This is a genomic window from Maribacter algarum (ex Zhang et al. 2020) (assembly GCF_005885635.1).
GTDB classification, from domain to species: Bacteria; Bacteroidota; Bacteroidia; order Flavobacteriales; family Flavobacteriaceae; genus Maribacter_C; species Maribacter_C algarum.
Genome location: NZ_VATY01000003.1, coordinates 289,449 through 309,023, shown reverse-complemented (window position 1 = coordinate 309,023; position 19,575 = coordinate 289,449). Strand labels below are relative to the sequence as shown.

9 protein-coding genes are annotated in these 19,575 nt (G+C 42.2%); 7 read left to right on the top strand and 2 right to left on the bottom strand.

Annotation, left to right across the window (positions count from 1 at the left end):
• Positions 1-85: 85 nt before the first annotated feature.
• From guaA to FEE95_RS15030, 3 genes are all read left to right on the top strand, one after another.
• Positions 86-1,618, top strand: coding sequence for a glutamine-hydrolyzing GMP synthase (gene guaA / locus FEE95_RS15040; protein WP_138658822.1), 1,533 nt, complete (start codon positions 86-88; stop codon positions 1,616-1,618).
• Positions 1,619-1,795: 177 nt separating this feature from the next.
• The gene (locus FEE95_RS15035; protein ID WP_138659202.1) at positions 1,796-3,985 is read left to right on the top strand and encodes a PBP1 and LysM peptidoglycan-binding domain-containing protein; all 2,190 of its coding nucleotides are present in this window, start codon (positions 1,796-1,798) and stop codon (positions 3,983-3,985) included.
• Positions 3,986-4,012: 27 nt separating this feature from the next.
• Positions 4,013-4,549: a DUF922 domain-containing protein gene (locus FEE95_RS15030; protein ID WP_238474593.1), complete on the top strand. Its 537-nt coding sequence runs from the start codon at positions 4,013-4,015 to the stop codon at positions 4,547-4,549.
• A gap of 9 nt (positions 4,550-4,558) precedes the next feature.
• On the opposite strand, the gene FEE95_RS15025 is transcribed toward FEE95_RS15030, so the two are convergent.
• Both FEE95_RS15025 and FEE95_RS15020 read right to left on the bottom strand, forming a co-directional pair.
• Positions 4,559-4,828, bottom strand: coding sequence for a hypothetical protein (locus FEE95_RS15025; protein WP_138658821.1), 270 nt, complete (start codon positions 4,826-4,828; stop codon positions 4,559-4,561).
• Between the two features lie 26 nt (positions 4,829-4,854).
• The gene (locus FEE95_RS15020; protein WP_138658820.1) at positions 4,855-5,727 is read right to left on the bottom strand and encodes a hydroxypyruvate isomerase family protein; all 873 of its coding nucleotides are present in this window, start codon (positions 5,725-5,727) and stop codon (positions 4,855-4,857) included.
• Positions 5,728-5,836: 109 nt separating this feature from the next.
• On the opposite strand from FEE95_RS15020, the gene FEE95_RS15015 reads away from it, so the two are divergent.
• The 4 genes from FEE95_RS15015 to FEE95_RS15000 all read left to right on the top strand — a co-directional run bounded on the left by FEE95_RS15015 (position 5,837) and on the right by FEE95_RS15000 (position 19,303).
• Complete coding sequence (locus FEE95_RS15015; protein WP_138658819.1) at positions 5,837-6,079, top strand: DUF3820 family protein; 243 nt, start codon at positions 5,837-5,839, stop codon at positions 6,077-6,079.
• A gap of 50 nt (positions 6,080-6,129) precedes the next feature.
• Positions 6,130-7,752: a CTP synthase gene (locus FEE95_RS15010; protein WP_138658818.1), complete on the top strand. Its 1,623-nt coding sequence runs from the start codon at positions 6,130-6,132 to the stop codon at positions 7,750-7,752.
• 101 nt (positions 7,753-7,853) lie between these two features.
• The gene (gene yidC / locus FEE95_RS15005) at positions 7,854-9,710 is read left to right on the top strand and encodes a membrane protein insertase YidC (RefSeq protein ID WP_138658817.1); all 1,857 of its coding nucleotides are present in this window, start codon (positions 7,854-7,856) and stop codon (positions 9,708-9,710) included.
• 362 nt (positions 9,711-10,072) lie between these two features.
• Positions 10,073-19,303: a T9SS type A sorting domain-containing protein gene (locus FEE95_RS15000; protein ID WP_138658816.1), complete on the top strand. Its 9,231-nt coding sequence runs from the start codon at positions 10,073-10,075 to the stop codon at positions 19,301-19,303.
• Positions 19,304-19,575 lie beyond the last annotated feature (272 nt).

Sequence of the window (19,575 nt, the reverse complement as noted above, 5' to 3'; positions counted from 1 at the left end):
GAAGCATTTTAACGGTTGTTAAAAACCTCTTGTAAATATCCTGAAAGAACCCTTTCCCAAATTTTCGATTTTGCTATTTTTGCCCATGCAAAATAAAGTCCTGATTCTAGACTTCGGTTCTCAGTATACCCAATTGATTGGTAGACGCGTTCGAGAGCTGAATATTTTCTCTGAAATAAAACCTTTTAACAAGCCCCCCGAAGACCTTTCAGAATATAAGGCGGTGATACTTTCGGGTTCTCCGTTTTCGGTGAGGGCCGATGATGCGCCGCATCCAGATTTATCAGAAATTCGAGGAAAGAAGCCATTGTTGGGTGTTTGCTACGGAGCACAATATTTGGCCCATTTTAACGGGGGTAATGTTGAAAAATCGAATACTAGGGAATATGGTAGGGCAAATTTATCGCATGTAGAAACAGGAAACCCCTTTTTAGAAAAGGTCAATACCGGAAGCCAAGTTTGGATGAGTCATGCAGATACGATTAAACAACTTCCTGAAAATACCCAGCTTTTGGCTAGTACGCATGATGTTGAAAATGCTGCGTTTAAATTTGATGGGGAAGAAACATATGGTATTCAATTCCACCCTGAAGTATATCATTCCACCGACGGGAAACAGTTATTAGAGAATTTTTTAGTCAACATTGCCGGAATAGAACAAACGTGGACGCCCGATGCTTTTGTTGAAACTACGGTAGCCGAACTCAAAGAAAAGCTTGGTGATGAAAAAGTAATTTTAGGATTATCTGGTGGCGTAGATTCATCGGTAGCTGCTGTTCTATTGCATAAAGCGATAGGTTCTAACCTTCACTGCATCTTTGTCAATAACGGATTACTTCGTAAAAATGAATTCGACGGAGTCCTAAAACAATACGAGGGAATGGGCCTAAATGTAAAAGGCGTAGATGCTTCGGCACGCTTTTTGGATGAATTGGCTGGTGAGAGTGATCCTGAAACAAAACGCAAAATAATAGGGCGTGTTTTTGTCGAGGTATTTGATGATGAATCGAAATTGGTTAAAGGTGCGAATTGGTTGGCGCAAGGTACGATTTACCCTGATGTGATTGAATCGGTTTCTGCGACTGGCGGTCCGTCAGCGACCATAAAGAGTCACCATAATGTAGGCGGATTGCCCGATTATATGAAATTGAAAGTAGTAGAGCCTTTGAAAATGTTGTTTAAAGACGAGGTACGTAGAGTAGGCGCCAGTATGGGATTGGATAAAGAACTGTTAGGAAGACACCCTTTCCCAGGTCCCGGTTTGGCAATACGCATCTTAGGAGATATTACAAGAGATAAAGTGGCCATTTTGCAAGAAGTAGATCATATATTCATCAACGGACTACGCGAATGGGGCTTGTATGACAAAGTCTGGCAAGCGGGTGCTATGTTGCTGCCCGTCAATAGTGTAGGGGTCATGGGCGATGAACGGACTTATGAAAAATGTGTAGCTTTACGTGCGGTGGAAAGTACTGATGGTATGACCGCCGATTGGGTGAATTTACCCTATGAGTTTTTACAGAAAACATCAAATGATATCATTAATAAAGTCCCTGGAGTGAATCGTGTCGTATATGATATAAGTTCCAAACCGCCAGCAACGATAGAATGGGAGTAAGGGAGGTTAGAAGTACGAAGTTTGAAGTACGAAGTATGAAACTAGAAATAAGAGTTATTTTATCCTAAAAACCATCCACCTCCTTGGGAGGGGTTAGGGGAGGACTTTAAGTAAGAAGTAAAATTTAAAAATTTAACCAAACCTTTGACCAAAGAATTTCAACTAGGAATAAAACACATGAATCAAGTTTATAAAAATATAGTCGTATTGCTTTTGTTTGTATTTGTAGGATGCAAAGCAACAGCGCAAAAGTTTCTAACACATCCTGTCAAGAAAGGAGAAACCTTAGAGAGTGTAGCCAAGAAATATAAGGTTACCCCGGCGAATATATTAAAGTATAATAAGGAGATTCGTGCAGGTCAAGATTTAAGGCCAAGTACTATTTTGGTAATTCCTGCTGAAGGTACGGTCGACCAAGCTGCTGCAAGTACACCTACTAATCCAAGAACTCCGGCGGCAAAAGACCCTAAAGCTGAACAAGAAGAACCTATTGGGTTTACTTCGCACAAAGTCCGAAAGCGGGAAACTTTGTATGGTATTGCACAACGCTATAATATTACAGAGGAGGATATCAAACGTTATAACCGCGATTTATATTCCACACAGTTGAAAAAGAAGATGGTGTTGAAAATTCCGAAGTATAGAAGAGTAAAGCCTTCTGAAAATACCATCGAAGAAGGCGATTACGAAACCTATACCGTTGCAGCCAAGGAAACCCGATGGAGTATTGCCCATAAATACGGAATTACCATCGATAGTATGGAAACTTTGAATCCGTCTTTGGCGAAGAACACGAGCTATTTGGCGGAAGGCGCGGAGTTGAAGATGCCTAAGAAAGCTGGTTCTAGTGTACAGAACCAAGTTACGGAGCTTTTTTTATCCTATTCCGTTCCTGCAAAAATGAACTTTTATCAATTGGAGAAAAAGTTCAATGTAAAGTCGGATGAGATTGTACGTTTGAATCCTGAGATTTCAGAACGAGGAGGCTTGAAGGAGGGCATGGTCATTCGAATTCCAGAACGGAAAGTTGAGACGGGTGAAGTCAATACAGACAACTATATTTTTTATGAGGTAAAACCAAAACAGACCGAATTTTCGCTGACACGTAAGCTGGGAATATCGTATACAGAATTATTGGCTTTAAATCCTGATTTGAAGAATGGTTTGAAAGCGGGAATGGTGTTAAAGCTCCCAAAGGAACAAACGGGTGATTTCGAAGTTAGAAATGCCTTGGTCTTAGACAAGATTAATTTGTTGGATAGTATCAATGTGGCCAATACTCCTAAGTTGATGTTCATGTTGCCTTTCCGTACCGATAGAATGGACGCTGACAATAGAGCAAACACCGTGAGTATGATTCAAAAACGCAGAGATGCCAATATAAGTTTAGGCTTGTATTCTGGGGCTTTGATTGCACTTGACTCCCTTGCCGAGTTGGGTATTTCAGTAGATGTGAAATCCCTTGACAACCAATTGAGTCCGTTGAAAACGAAATCCATTTTAATTAGTGAAGACCTTTCCAAATACAGTGCGGTTATTGGTCCACTTGATGTTCCATCTTTACAGGAAGTAGCAGTTAGGGCATCGCAACATCGTGTACCGGTTATTGCGCCAATTCCGGCGGATACCAAATTGAGTATGAGCAATGTTTTCTTTTCCTATACTTCAGATAAAATTCTAAGGAAACGAATGTTGGCGCACTTGAAATCCATAGTAAAAGAGGAAAACATCCTTATCATTGCAGATAGTACGAATGCCGTCGTACGGGATTCGATATTGGCACATTTTCCCGAGGCAAAAGTAGTTGAGGTCATTGAGGAAGAAAAGAACATTGGTATTGATAGGGAAAAGGTGGCGGAGCTTTTATCCGAAGAACAAGAAAATTGGGTAATCGTTGAAACGGATAATTTTAGATTGGCTTCAAGCGTCACCTCGATATTAAACTCTTTTCACAACTCGGTAATCGACCCGGAAATAAGCACTAAAAAGGTTTTTGTGCGAATGTTCACCACCTACAAAGGCAAGGCTTTTGAAAATGAAGTACTATCAAACTCGCACTTGTCTAATTTGAATTTCACCTATCCTTCTGTGTATCGCGAGGTTGGTAATAATGCTTTTGTAAAACGCTATCGCAAGAGATTTGGAGAAACCCCGGATATGTATGCCGTACGTGGATTTGACCTTACCTATGACTTAGTGCTCAAATTAGCTTACAAAAACAATTTGATGGAGGTTTCTAAGGTCATCGGAGAAACGGAGTATACGGGCAACAAATTCTCATATGAGAAAGACTTCGCATCGGGTTATTACAATCAGGCTTCGTATATCATGTCTTACGAAAAGATGCGAATCAAACAAGTGAACTAGTATAAACGAAAAAGTAATCTTGCTGACTTGGGTATTTTAAAGTTTGGTTTCGGACTTGTAATTCTGTTATTGCTATCTTTTCAGCAGTCGCTACAGGGTTACGATACCATTACTTGGAGCGCCGAAAAACGTCTTTCTTGGAAGGATTTTAAAGGCAAGATTCCACCAAACAATAGAGCCGCGGCGACAACGGCAAGTGGTATAACCTACCGATTTTCTACCTCTGGCACCAAAGATAATATCGAGGTTGATTTTAAAATCGACACCTATTTCTATCCCACAAAATCTTGGTATCAACCCGAATTATGTGATGAGGTCATATTAAGTCATGAACAACTTCATTTTGATATTTCAGAGTTGTATGCTCGTAAACTTCGAAAACGTTTGGGTGAAGCTACCTTTACGCACGGTAATGTTAAGGCAAAGGTTCGCTCGATCTATCGTAAAATCAATATTGAGTTAAATGATTTTCAGAACAAATATGATGACGAAACCAACTTTTCAAGAGATAGAGAGCAGCAATTGATTTGGAATGAAGAGATTGCAAAAGCACTTTTGAAGTGATAGAACTAACTAGTTATCGGTACAGTTGTCTTTGGCAAAATTCAAATCATCTTTTTCTTCCTGAGACAAAAATTCGCCACAATCCCTTAAAATAGCATCGATTTCTGACCTTATTTGCGAACAGGTTTTGTCGCCACTTTCGGTAGTGTATTCGGCTAATCGTTCAACACACTGTGTTCTTAATTCGATGTCATCAACCAAGTCTTTGGCGGCTTTTACGCAACTTGAAAGTAGAAACACGCTCAAAGCTGTAAAAAACAATATTCTGATTTTACGCATGGTCTAAAGCAGGTTTGATAAATTAATTAGACATCGCAAATCGTAACCCCTTCTTTTAAGGCAGCTATGGGGTCTTCCCAAGTGGGAATAAACTCTTGAGCAACATATCCCTTGAACCCTGTATCCACAATAGCTTTCATAATGGCCGGATAATACAACTCTTGGGTTTCATTAATTTCGTGTCGCCCTGGGTTGCCACCCGTATGATAATGTCCGAAGTATTGATGATAATCTTGAATATTTCGAATGACATCACCTTCCATAATCTGCATATGATAAATATCGTAGAGCAGTTTAAAGTTATCTGAACCCACTGCTTTACAAAGTTCAACACCCCATGAAGTGTGGTCGCACATATAATCAGCATGGTCTACCTTTGAATTGAGCAGTTCCATTTGAATGACTACACCGTGTTTTTCAGCAGCTGGCATAATTTTTTTCAAGCCTTCAGCGCAATTTTTCAAGCCTACAGAATCATCCATTCCATTTCGGTTTCCACTAAAGCAAATCAAATTCGTATAACCGGCTTCCGCTACCAGGGGAATCACACGAAGATAATCGGCGATCAATTCGTCATGTAATTTTGGGTCGTTCCAACCTTCGGGAATTCCTTTGCCTGCTCCCCAGCACATTGAAGCATGAATATTATATTTCTTCATTAAAGGCCAATCTTCAGGTCCGGTCAAGTCCATTGCTTTGATTCCTAAATCATTGAGATTCTTGAGGAAGTCTTCCATAGGAATTTTACTGTAGCACCATCGGCAGGCGCTATGATTGATATTTCCTTTGAGTTCGTTCGTTTCTGATTGTACTTTGGAAGACATTGCAGAACTGGTTTTAGTGGCTAGAAGTCCGACGGAAGCTGCGGCAGATGTACCTATGAAGTTTCTTCTTTTCATAATCACGCTATTGAGTTGATACGTAATGCAATATAACAAATGCAACAATACCAATGGAGATATTGTCAAATAGAGTTACTTTTAAATCCATTTGATTTATTCTTATCCTATGAACCTAAACCCTGACAAGGAAAAACTTATAGAGCTAGCCCATTATCGAATGCCATTTGGTAAGTTCAAAGGGCGCTATCTGGTAGATTTACCGGAGCCGTATTTGGTTTGGTTCAATCAAAAAGGTTTCCCAGATGGAAAGCTTGGTATGCTCCTAAAATCGATGCATGAAATCAAAGTAAACGGACTTGAACCCCTGATACGTAGGGTGCAAAAAGATTTTCCGCCCAAGAAGTACTGATTTCCTATTGCAATTTGTATCTTTGAATCCCGTAACACAGAAGTCGATTCATGTCAAAGACCAAGTATATATTCGTTACGGGAGGCGTTACTTCATCTCTTGGAAAAGGTATCATTGCAGCCTCTTTAGCAAAATTGCTACAAGCACGCGGATATCGAACAACAATTCAAAAATTAGATCCTTACATTAATGTAGATCCCGGTACATTGAACCCTTATGAACATGGTGAGTGCTATGTGACACATGATGGTGCCGAAACGGATTTGGATCTAGGTCACTACGAACGATTTTTGAATGTAAAGACTTCACAGGCAAATAATGTTACCACGGGAAGAATCTACCAAAGCGTAATTGAAAAAGAGCGTCGCGGTGAGTTCTTAGGAAAGACTGTTCAAGTCGTACCCCATATTACCAACGAAATAAAAGAGCGGGTTCAACTACTGGGAAATAGTGGTGATTATGATATTATCATAACTGAAATTGGCGGAACCGTAGGTGATATAGAATCCCTTCCGTACATAGAGGCAGTGCGACAATTGCTTTGGGAGTTAGGCGATAACAATGCCATTGTAGTTCATTTGACCCTAGTTCCATACCTGTCTGCCGCTGGAGAATTGAAGACAAAACCAACGCAGCACTCCGTCAAAACTTTGATGGAAAGCGGAATCAAAGCGGATATTCTGGTTTGTAGGACGGAGCATGAAATTTCAGATGAAAAGAAGGAAAAACTGGCGCTATTCTGTAATGTGAAGCGTGAAGCGGTAATTCAATCTATAGATGCATCAACGATTTATGATGTTCCGATTTTGATGCAAGAGGAAGGTCTTGATACAGTTGCATTACAACGATTAGCTTTGTCGGATAAAAAAGCGCCGGATTTAGAGCAGTGGAAAAAGTTTTTGAAGCGCCATAAAAACCCAAGACATGAAGTTGAAATTGGCCTGATAGGAAAGTATGTTGAACTGCAAGATTCGTATAAGTCCATTTTAGAATCCTTCATTCATGCGGGTGCTGCTAATCAGGTAAAGGTTAATGTGCGATTTATCCATTCAGAGCATTTGAATATGGGTAATATCGAGAAAAAACTAGCTGGACTTAACGGAATACTTGTAGCGCCCGGTTTTGGAGAGCGCGGCATTGAAGGCAAAATCAAAGCGGTACGCTACACTAGGGAAAACAAGATCCCATTTTTAGGAATATGTTTAGGAATGCAAATGGCGGTAATTGAATATTCAAGAACGGTACTCGGACTCTCAAAAGCAAATTCTACCGAGATGAACGAAAAGACAACCGCTCCTGTCATTAATTTAATGGAAGAACAAAAGTCTGTCACCAATAAGGGAGGGACAATGCGACTGGGAGCTTGGGATTGTACTTTGAAAAAAGGAAGTCTTGCTTCAAAAACCTATCAAGGCGCTTCTGATATTTCTGAAAGACACCGTCACCGTTATGAGTTCAACAATGACTACAAAGAACAATTGGAAGATGCTGGAATGCTTGCCACCGGCATTAACAAAGAAACCGGACTTGTAGAGATTGTTGAGGTGCCCGAACATCCTTGGTTTGTTGGGGTGCAATACCATCCGGAGTATAAAAGTACTGTGGCTAATCCACATCCACTTTTTGTTGGGTTTATAAAAGCTGCTTTAAAACACAAGAAATCAACAAACTAGTGCCAGTTTGGCATAAAATGCACAATTGGGCATATATTTGCTTCTACTGGATTTGTTTAAGAACAGGAAATCAAACATTTACCAAATCACATTTTATTTAGATGGAAGACAAGAAACTCGATATAAATTCTATCATCGGCTTTGTGCTGATTTTTGGCCTTATCATGCTGATGCTTTATCAGAATCGGCCTTCACCTGAGGAGGTAGCGGCTGAAAAAGCAAAGCAGGAGCAAGTAGAAGCGCAAAAGGCTGAGAAGAATACCATTCAAGAGAACGCCGTAACGGAAGCTGCTCCGATAAACCTTCAAGATTCTACAGCAGTAGCCAATTATAGAAGTAACAACGGTGCATTTGGTTTTACCCCTCCATCTGATAAAACTACTAAATTGGAAAATGATTTGGTTTATTTCGAAATCAGTAACAAAGGTGGTCAGATTATCGAGGCGCGATTGAAACAGTTTCATACCTATGATTCTATTCCGGTATATCTAATTAAAGATGGAAATGCTTCCTTTGGATTGAATTTTTCTACCTCCGATAATAGAGTTCTTAATACTAAGGATTTGTACTTTGAACCGTCGCTGACGCAAAGTGGAGACAATCAAGTATTGTCGATGAAGGCCAAAGTTGCTGCCGATAAATTTTTGGAGTACCGCTACGAAATGAAACCGGATGACTATTTGGTTGATTTCACTGTTCGGTCACAAGGATTGAATGGGGTGATAAATTCCGGTCAACCGATTCAGCTCGAATGGAAGTTGAAAGGTATTCGTCATAATAAGAGCGTAGAGTATGAAAACCGATACACGGAGGTCATGCGTAATTTTGACGATGGAAAAATAGATTATATGTCAGCCAGAGGGGATGACGAAGAGACCGATGAAGATGTAAAATGGATTTCCTACAAACAGCATTTTTTCACTTCTATTTTAGCTACAAAAAGGAACTTTAAAACAGCTGAGCTGGTTTCTAAAGACTTGGTTGAAGAAGAAAGCAAGGAAGTAGTATTTACCAAAAATTTTGAAGCGTCAATTCCAATAGCTATGGAAGGCGGTGAAATTTCAGAAAGTTTAGACTGGTATTATGGGCCTGCCGATGTTGCAGTACTAAAGAAGTACGAAGAGTACGGACTAGACGATACGATTTATTTCGGCTGGGGTATTTTCGGATGGATTAACAGATATGTTTTTACTCCTTTCTATACTTTTCTCAGTTCATTTTTACCTTACGGAATTGCCATCGTTATTATGACCATTTTAGTGCGATTGGCCATGTCGCCCGTTACGTATAAATCGTATTTGTCGCAGGCGAAGATGAAAGTATTGAAGCCAGAGATTACAGAGCTTGGCGAGAAGTACAAGGATAATGCCATGAAAAAGCAACAGGAAACTATGAAGCTTTATGGAAAGGCTGGAGTCAGCCCAATGAGCGGCTGCGTTCCTGCATTCCTGCAGATGCCGATTTTCTATGCGCTTTTCATGTTTTTTCCAACTTCATTTGCCTTACGTCAAAAGTCCTTCCTATGGGCTGATGATCTATCTTCTTATGATAGTATAGCACAGCTACCTTTTGAAATTCCTTTTTATGGTGATCATGTGAGCTTGTTCCCAATATTGGCATCAATTGCTATTTTCTTTTATATGATGATGACCACTGGGCAGAATATGCCTTCGCAACCAGGCATGCCTAACATGAAATTTATCATGTACTTGATGCCCTTAATGATGTTGTTCTTTTTCAACAACTATGCAAGTGGATTGAGTTTGTATTATTTCGTATCTAACTTAATTACCATTGGAATTATGTTAGTGATCAAGAATTTCATTTTGGACAACGATAAGATTCATGCCCAAATTCAAGAGAATAAAAAGAAACCTAAGAAAGAGAACAAGTTCCAAAAGAAGATGCGTGAAATGATGGAACAGGCTGAAGAGCAGAAAAAAGCAGGGAAGCGATAAATTTCACCCCCTACACTTATCGAAAAAGCTCCTGCAATTTGTAGGGGCCTTTTGATTTTACCCAACTTTTGTGCATTTCAACGATAATAATAAGACTTTCAGTACGTTAGGTATAAAGATTATTAGCTTTATGTATCACAAAACCTTTAACTAAAGTTACATTTTAAACAAAATTCGTTTTTATGATTTAGAAAATTACTTGTAAAATTCTCTTCCCCCGTATAGTATATCAAACGCAACGAATACGTTTTATTTTTTCTTTAAGAGGTTGTTGATTCGTAAGGTGCCCACAGTCTTACCGATTCGATGAGTCGTCCTATTGTTGTTATGGTAAAGTTTGACCTAACCAAAAAACTTTACCCATGAGAAGATTTTTACATGTTCCATTTTCAAAAATTCTATTACTTCTAATTTTTCTTTCGTTCTCCGTTGCTGGTTTTGCCCAACAAATGGATCTGAGAGGCAATTCTGAATATACTGAAGGTCAATGCCCGGCCAATGATATTGAGATATTAAGTGCAATGGTCGAACTGGGGACTCCATGTAATGACTGTACTCCGGGAAGTACAATAACAGGAGACCTCATTATTACTGTAAGACACGGTACCAATAGTCAGAATAGATATCTCGCGGTAATGGGTGATTTAACTGAAACATTGCCTAGTGGTGCAAGTACAATGAGCACGTTTGCCGAATGTTCTGGCCCGCTTGCAACCCAAAATAGTGGAAACAATGGGGTTCAAGAATTAAACTACGGACAGGTTACATTTATGTGTGGTAGCGAGCTTGTTCTAGACAATATTTTATTGGTTTGGACTGCTGCAATGGGAGAATGCCCGGTAACACCGGCGAACAACCCGAATGGTAAATATTGCTACGCTAATCCAACCATTAATATTACGCCACCTTTGAATGCAATGGCCTCTGCGTCTTGTACAACAGGTAACAATGTAGATGTAGATTTAACTGTACAAGGCGGAGTTATGCCTTTTACCTATGCGTGGTCCAATGGAGCGACAACAGAAGATTTGAGTAATGTTGCGCCTGGTACATACACCGTAGTAGCTACAGGAGCCGATGGGTGTACAGCAACAACTAGTATTACAGTAGGCCCTTCTTTATCTGCTTTCACGATACAGAAAGATGTTCTTTGCTTTGGGGAGGCTACAGGTGAAATTGATTTAACGTTTGCTGGAGGTGTTTCTCCATATACGTTATTATGGTCTACGACTGATGGAAGTGGTCTTATACAGAATAACGGAACCCAAACCAATTTGACAGCGGGTACCTATACGATAACGGTTACTGATGGTAGAGGTTGTGAGGTCACAGAAAATGTAATTATCAGCCAACCTTCCGAAGAATTAACTTGTAATGTAGTAGAAGATAATCCTGCAAGCAGTGGCAATAGTGATGGAGAGGCTACTGTTACGCCTTCAGGTGGAACTGCACCATATACTTATTTATGGGACAATGGTGAGACTACGCAGACTGCTACAACTTTGAATGGAGGTGTACATACCGTTACCGTGACCGATGACAACGGTTGCGAAACAACTTGTGAGGTTACTATTCAAGAACTTGATCCATTAGAATGTACCGTCGCCCTAGTCCAAGACGAGCAATGTTTTGGGGATGAAGATGGCAGTGCAACGGCGAACCCCGTAGGAGGCGTAGCACCTTATACCTATTTATGGGACAATGGAGAGACAGATCAAACAGCAACAAGCTTGGCCCAAGGCCTTCATACCGTTACGGTAACGGATGCCAATGGTGCAACAAGTGATTGCGAGATCACCATCGGCGGCCCATCCGCTGCATTGGCAGCATCCACGACTCAAGTAGATGTTCTATGTTTTGGAGAATCCACAGGTTCTGTTGATTTAACGGTAACCGGTGGAACAACGGCATACACATATTCATGGAGCAACGGAGCGACTACGGAAGATCTAACAGATGTAGCAGCGGGAACTTATGATGTAACGATAACGGATGCCAACGGTTGTGAGACCACGGCGAGCGCAACGGTGAACGAACCGGCAGCGGCATTATCGGGAAGTGCAGTAGCAACCGATGTATTATGTTTTGGGGAATCCACAGGTTCGGTTGACTTAACGGTAACAGGAGGAACAACGGCATATAGTTATTTATGGAGCAACGGAGCGACTACGGAAGATCTAACCGATGTAGCCGCGGGTACGTACGATGTAACGATAACGGATGCCAACGGTTGTGAGACCACGGCGAGCGCTACGGTTAGCGAACCGACAGCGGTATTGACCTGTAGTGTCATGTTGGATAACGGTGTATCCGTTAATGGTGCCAGCGATGGTTCGGCCACGGTAACCGAAGTAGGCGGTACATCAGGTTATACCTATTCATGGGACAATGGCGAAAACACACAAACAGCAATTGCATTGAACGCAGGTGTACATGTGGTAACGGTAACGGATGCGAATGGATGTGAAACTACTTGCGAGGTTACAATTCCGCAACCCGATGAGTTGGTATGTAGTGTTGCCCTGGTCCAAGACGAGCAATGTTTTGGAGATGCTGATGGTAGTGCAACGGCTAACCCCGTAGGTGGGGTAGCACCTTATACTTATTTATGGGACAATGGAGAGACAGATCAAACAGCAACAGGATTAGCCCAAGGCCTTCATACCGTTACGGTAACGGATGCCAATGGTGCAACTAGTGATTGCGAGGTCACTATCGGCGGTCCATCCGCTGCATTGGCAGCAAGCACTACTCAAGTAGATGTTCCATGTTTTGGAGAATCCACAGGTTCGGTTGATTTAACGGTAACCGGTGGAACAACGGCATATAGTTATTTATGGAGCAATGGAGCGACCACGGAAGATCTAACCGATGTAGCCGCGGGTACGTACGATGTAACGATAACGGATGCCAACGGTTGTGAGACCACGGCGAGCGCTACGGTTAGCGAACCGGCAGCGGTATTGACCTGTAGTGTCATGTTGGATAACGGTGTATCCGTTAATGGTGCCAGCGATGGTTCGGCCACGGTAACCGCAGTAGGCGGTACATCAGGTTATACCTATTCATGGGACAATGGCGAAAACACACAAACAGCAATTGCATTGAACGCAGGTGTACATGTGGTAACGGTAACGGATGCGAATGGATGTGAAACTACTTGCGAGGTTACAATTCCGCAACCCGATGAGTTGGTATGTAGTGTTGCCCTGGTCCAAGACGAGCAATGTTTTGGAGATGCTGATGGTAGTGCAACGGCTAACCCCGTAGGTGGGGTAGCACCTTATACTTATTTATGGGACAATGGAGAGACAGATCAAACAGCAACAGGATTAGCCCAAGGCCTTCATACCGTTACGGTAACGGATGCCAATGGTGCAACTAGTGATTGCGAGGTCACTATCGGCGGTCCATCCGCTGCATTGGCAGCAAGCACTACTCAAGTAGATGTTCCATGTTTTGGAGAATCCACAGGTTCGGTTGATTTAACGGTAACAGGAGGAACGACGGCGTACACTTATGCATGGAGCAATGGAGCGACCACGGAAGATTTAACCGATGTAGCCGCGGGTACCTATACGGTACTTGTAATAGATGCGAATGGCTGTGAGATTACAAATAGTGTTACAATAATTGAGCCAATAGCTCCCCTAAGTTCATCGTCCACTCAGGTAGATGTACTTTGCTTTGGAGATGCAACAGGTTCAATAGATTTAACTGTAAATGGAGGAACCCCTGATTACACCTTCTTATGGAGTAATGGAGCGACCACCGAAGATATTAGCGACTTGGTCGCAGGCACCTATGATGTAACAATCACGGATGCCAATGGTTGTGAGACTACGGATAGTGTTACGATTTCTGAACCAGCAATTGAGCTTATGTGCAGTATCGCTCTCGACATGGGTGTATCTGTAAATGGTGCCAGTGATGGGGCGGCCACGGTCACGCCAACAGGAGGTACATCCGGATATATCTATTTATGGGACAATAACGAGACCACGCAAACAGCAACTGCTTTAAGTGCAGGAATACACACAGTAACGGTAACGGATGCCAACAATTGTGAAACGACCTGTGAGGTCATGGTCCCAGAACCGGATCAGTTGGTATGTAATGTAACATTGGATAGCAACGTTCTGTGTAACGGAGATAGTGATGGGGTCGCCACAGTTACCCCAATGGGAGGAGTAGCACCCTACACCTATTTATGGGATAATGGGGAAACTACGGAAACCGCAACTTCATTAAATGCCGGCTTGCATAGCGTAACCGTAACCGACGCCAATGGTGCAGAAACTTCTTGCGAGGTGACGATTTCAGAACCGGCAGATTTGACATGCACGATCATGTTAGACAATGGTGTGAGTATTAACGGTGGAAGTGATGGAGCCGCGACGGTAAATCCCGTTGGAGGTACAACTGCGTACACCTATTTATGGGACAACGGCGAAACTACGCAGCAAGCGGTTGCTTTAGACGCGGGAGTACATATGGTAACAGTTACCGATGCAAATGGTTGTGAAACTACCTGTGAGGTTACAGTAACAGAACCAGATACCTTGAGCTGTAGTATTGATTTGGTAGGCGATGTAACCTGTAATGCCGGAAATGATGGGTCAGCCACTGCAAATCCAATAGGCGGAGTCGCTCCTTTTATGTACGCCTGGGACAATGGGGAAACAGGTATGACAGCAACGACTTTAACCGCTGGATTACATACCGTAATGGTAACCGATGCTAACGGAGCGCAGACAACTTGTGAGATAACCATAACAGAACCTGAGCCACCAAATGCTGGTGATGATAATATGACACGCGTTTGTGATGGAACACAAGTAGATCTTACACTGCTCGTATCGGAAATGGGCGGGACATTTACAGATGATGGAATGTCGGGCGGACTAAGTGGTTCCAGTTTCGATACTACCGGTTTAGGATCAGGAACGTATGATATTACATATTCAGTTGAAGGAGCGACACCTAATTGTCCTGTTGATACTGCTACAATAACGATTATAGTAGACACCCTTGCTGATGCTGGTGACGATAATGAAACCACAGTTTGCGATGGAGAGATGGTCGATTTGACCTCTTTAGTTAGTGTGATGGGAGGATCATTTTCTGATCCTGGTCTAACAGGTGGTTTGAGTGGAACGGACTTTGACACTTCAGGATTATCGCCTGGAAGTTATGATTTGATTTATACCGTTGGAAGCGGAAATCAAAACTGTCCAGATGATTCCGCGACGATAACCATCAATGTAGATGTACCTAATGATGCTGGTGCAGATAATAGTACGGAAGTATGTGAAAGTACTGTTGTAGATCTTGGTGCACTTGTGAGCGAAGCTGGAGGAACATTCTCGGATCCAGGAATGACAGGAGGATTAAATGGAAATGATTTTAACACTTCAGGACTTACTCCTGGAAATTATGATATCACATACACAGTGAGTAGTGGTAATACTTGTCCTGATGATACCGCAACAATAACCGTAAAGGTATTGGAAGATATTATTACACAATCTTGTGAGGTACTTGATATTGATTTCTGTAATCCTAATGAAGAACCTTACTATAACTTATTCTGGTTTGAAATGCCACCCGAATCGAGATTCTTCTCTCAGAGCGGCATGAACAGTTTGAGTTTTACAGAGTTTACAAATGGTACAGCTTTGATTAAAGGGTCTACTCAAGTAGGTACTTGTACAGCTGAAGTATACATTGTATTGAAGGACCTAAAAGATTGGGCACAATGGAGTGCAGACGGTGGTATGTTTAAACCACAGGGATGTGATCCGGGTGCGGTTGTAAAGGAAAATTTGAGATACTATGTAATAGACGAGACGCAAAGTACGATAACCACTACTGGTGGGGATTGTGTGGAAGAGGGAACCTTTACTGTTTCCCAACGTCCAGATCCTAATGATCCAAACACACCAAACCTGGGCGTGCATATTGGTCCTGGTGGCGCACTCTATGATTCTGATACCTCGGCAGAAGGACTTGCCGGATGGGGTTGGATGGGCCCACAAGGCGACGAACAACGCTATAGAATAGATTTTAATTTCCATATAGATTGTGAAGATGGTACAGGTTGTGAACCTCAAAGTGATCTGGAATGTATCATTAACCCTAGTGTAGAAGACGTTAGTTGTTTTGATGGCAACGACGGTTCGGCGACGGTCTCGGCAAGCGGTGGAGTAGGACCGTATACGTATCTATGGGATAATGGTGAAACTACGGCAACAGCAACGATGCTAGCAGCAGGATCGCATACAGTTGTGATATTTGATGCCGACGGAAATAAAACAGATTGTAGTGTAGAAATTGAGCAGCCCGAAGAATTGGCTTGTGAAACTATACTAGTGGCAGGTGTTAGCGCGGATGGTGCAAACGACGGCTCAGCAACAGTTACCCCTGATGGAGGCACAACTCCGTACACGTATTTGTGGGATAATGGCGAAACTGTGCAAACAGCAATTATGCTTTCTGCTGGTACCCATAGTGTTAAAGTAATTGACACCAATGGGTGTGAAACTGTTTGTTATGTAGACATTCCAGAAGCGGGACAATTTACCTGTTTTATTAAACCTGATAGTGATATAGGTTGTTTTGGGGAAGCAACGGGTAGTGCTACGGTAGAGGTGATAGGAGGAATGTCTCCATATACGTTTTTATGGGATAATGGTGAAACATCCCAAATGGCGACTATGCTACCCGCAGGAATGCGGACTGTAACTGTTTCAGATGCTAATGGCAGAGAATCGACATGTACTATCCTAGTTGATGTGCCCGATGAACTTACGTGTATGGCGACCGTTTTCAGTAATGTTAGTTCAAACGGTGGAGATGATGGCTCGGCTACGGTAACACCAAATGGTGGTACAGCCCCATTTACCTATCTCTGGGATAATGGTGAAACTACTGCAATGGCAGTTGCACTAGATGCAGGTTTACATACGGTAACCGTTACCGACTCTAATGGCTGTGAAACTAGTTGTGAAGTCACCCTAATGGAACCTGATTCTATTTCGTGTGAAGCGTTAAAAATAAGCGATACGCTTTGTCATGATAGTGAAGACGGATCCGCTCAAGTGATGGTTAATGGTGGTATGCCGCCTTACAGCTATAGTTGGGACAATGGAGAAGATACACAGACGGCTATTATGTTAAGTGCTGGATTGCATACCGTAATGGTAACCGACAATGATGGCGTAGAGACAAGTTGTGAGGTATTAATTGAGGCTCCTTCCCAAATTATGCCAACCGCCTCTCTAGTTTCAGGAGTAACCATTAGTGGTGGAAAGGATGGTTCTGCTAGTGTAGATGCAGCAGGAGGAACTCCTCCGTACACGTATCTGTGGGATAATGGTGAAATGACCGAGACAGCTGTAATGTTGACTGCGGGGCTTCATACAGTGAAAGTAACGGATGCAAACGGTTGTGAAGCAATGGCTGAAGTGAGAATTGCTTCACCAGATGCTTTAATCTGCTCTGTGATGTTGGAAAGTGATGTTATTTGTAATGGTGAAAGTAATGGTAGCGCTACCGTAATGCCTACTGGAGGAGTGATGCCTTATAGTTATTTATGGGATAATGGTGAAACCGTGGAGACTGCAATAGAACTCAATGCCGGAATGCACACAGTAACTGTTACCGATGCAAACGGAGCTCAAACTAGTTGTGAGATTGAAATTGAAGAGCCCATGGAGTCAATAAGTGCAACCGCAACCCAGTTAAGTGCTGTGAGCGCCGTGGGAGAAGAAGATGGGGTAGCAACGGTATCAGCTGATGGTGGTACACCACCTTACACCTATTTATGGGATAACGGTGAAACTACTCAGATGGCTAGCATGCTCTCTGCAGGAATGCATACGGTTACTGTAACTGACGCTAACGGTTGTGAGGCAGAAGCAAGTGTGACAATCACTGAACCCAATGCTTTTACCTGCGAAATTACATTGGTAAATCATGTATCGTGTAACGGAGGTACGGATGGAAGTGCCACGGCAACGCCAACGGGCGGTGTGGCCCCTTATACCTATTTCTGGTTTAATTTTGAAACAGGGCAGACCGCAACGGCTTTATCGGCAAGAGATACTCATTGGGTAATAATTACCGATGCCACCGGTCGGGAGGCATATTGTGAAATAACAATTGAGGAACCACCTGTTCTAATGGCAGAAGCTACGCATGATAGTGCTGTAAGTGCTGTAGGAGAAGAAGATGGGGTTGCCACTGTATCCGTAGACGGCGGTACCTCTCCATACACTTATTTATGGGATAATGGTGAAACCACTCAAACTGCAACCATGCTCTCTGCCGGAATGCATACGGTTACTGTAACTGATGCAAACGGCTGTGAGGTGGAAGCCAGTGTGACAATAAGAGAAGCCTTATTTAGCTGTGAAATTACCTTGGTAAATCATGTATCGTGTAACGGAGGCACAGATGGAAGTGCCACGGCAACTGCAATTGGCGGTGTGGCTCCCTATACGTATTTCTGGTTTAATTCTGAAACAGGGCAGACCGCAACGGCTTTATCGGCAAGAGATACTCATTGGGTAATAATTACCGATGCCACCGGTCGAGAGGCGTATTGCGAAATAACGATTGAGGAACCATCACAATTAACTTGTGAGATTACCGATATGGTTGATAGTGATGAAGGAGAGGATAATGGCGAAGCCACGGTGTTGGCAGATGGTGGTATTGCTCCATATACGTATTTATGGAACGATGTCTCAGGGCAAACCACAGCCACTGCAACTGACTTGTCACCTGGTACTTACGAAGTGATAGTTACGGATGCAAATGGTTGTGAAACACAATGTGAGGTTACCATTGCCGAAATTCCGGATGCAACGCCAACGGGATGTGAAACCGCATTTGCTAGATATGAGGTAGATAACACCTGCTTTATTGATGACGGATTTAACCGTTGGGGATGGACGAACTTCTTTGATTCGGAAGGTACCTATACGATGGATTTGTATGCCGGTGCTGGTCAGTGTGATCTAAGCAAAGGAGAGAAAACAGGAGAGGTTACCGTAGAATATAATAATGGATCGGTTAGCGTGAGCGTCGATATTTTATCAGGATTTATAATGCAAGAAACGCAACTCTATGTTGGTGCAGATAAATATCCTACCAAAGGTAATGGTATGCCTACAGTGGCTCCGGGTCAATATCCTCAAAACTCTGGTTCATTAAATAATGTAACCACATATGAGTTCGATGACGTTGACGTAAGTGGAATCAACGGTGGTGTATATGTTATTGTACATGCCAATACATGTAAAAGTGGAAATACGACAAAGAAAATCACCCAAACTGTTGTTACACCGTACCCGATGACATTTAAGGATAAACTAAGCCTTAGCATCGATATTCCTTATTCGGCAGACTTGAAAATTGAAATGTTTGATGTTAATGGAAGATGTGTAATGACTAAGGAAAGCATGAATGTAAAGGAGGGTACAAATGATGTGGAACTTAATGTTTCTAGCATCGCACCTGACATGTATTTCCTGGTAATAAATACCGGTAGGGAGAAGATTGTTAAAAAGGTGATGTCCATAAAATAATTATTTGAACGATATCTAATAAAAAAGCCCCAACATTTATGTTGGGGCTTTTAGCACTAAGTAGGTTAAGTTTGGTAAGATTTGGGATGTCAAAGATGCAGCATAACTTCAGTTAAAAAAAAACTTAGTTGTCAAGTGTTCTTTTTTGTATGCTAATGTGTGCTATGTTGATGTTTGAAATTTTACTACTTTAAAAACATCGATGAACTGCATGAAAAAGCTTCCCAATAAGAGGCTTTCAAAAATGAAACTTCTTAAAGGGAAGCTTAGAA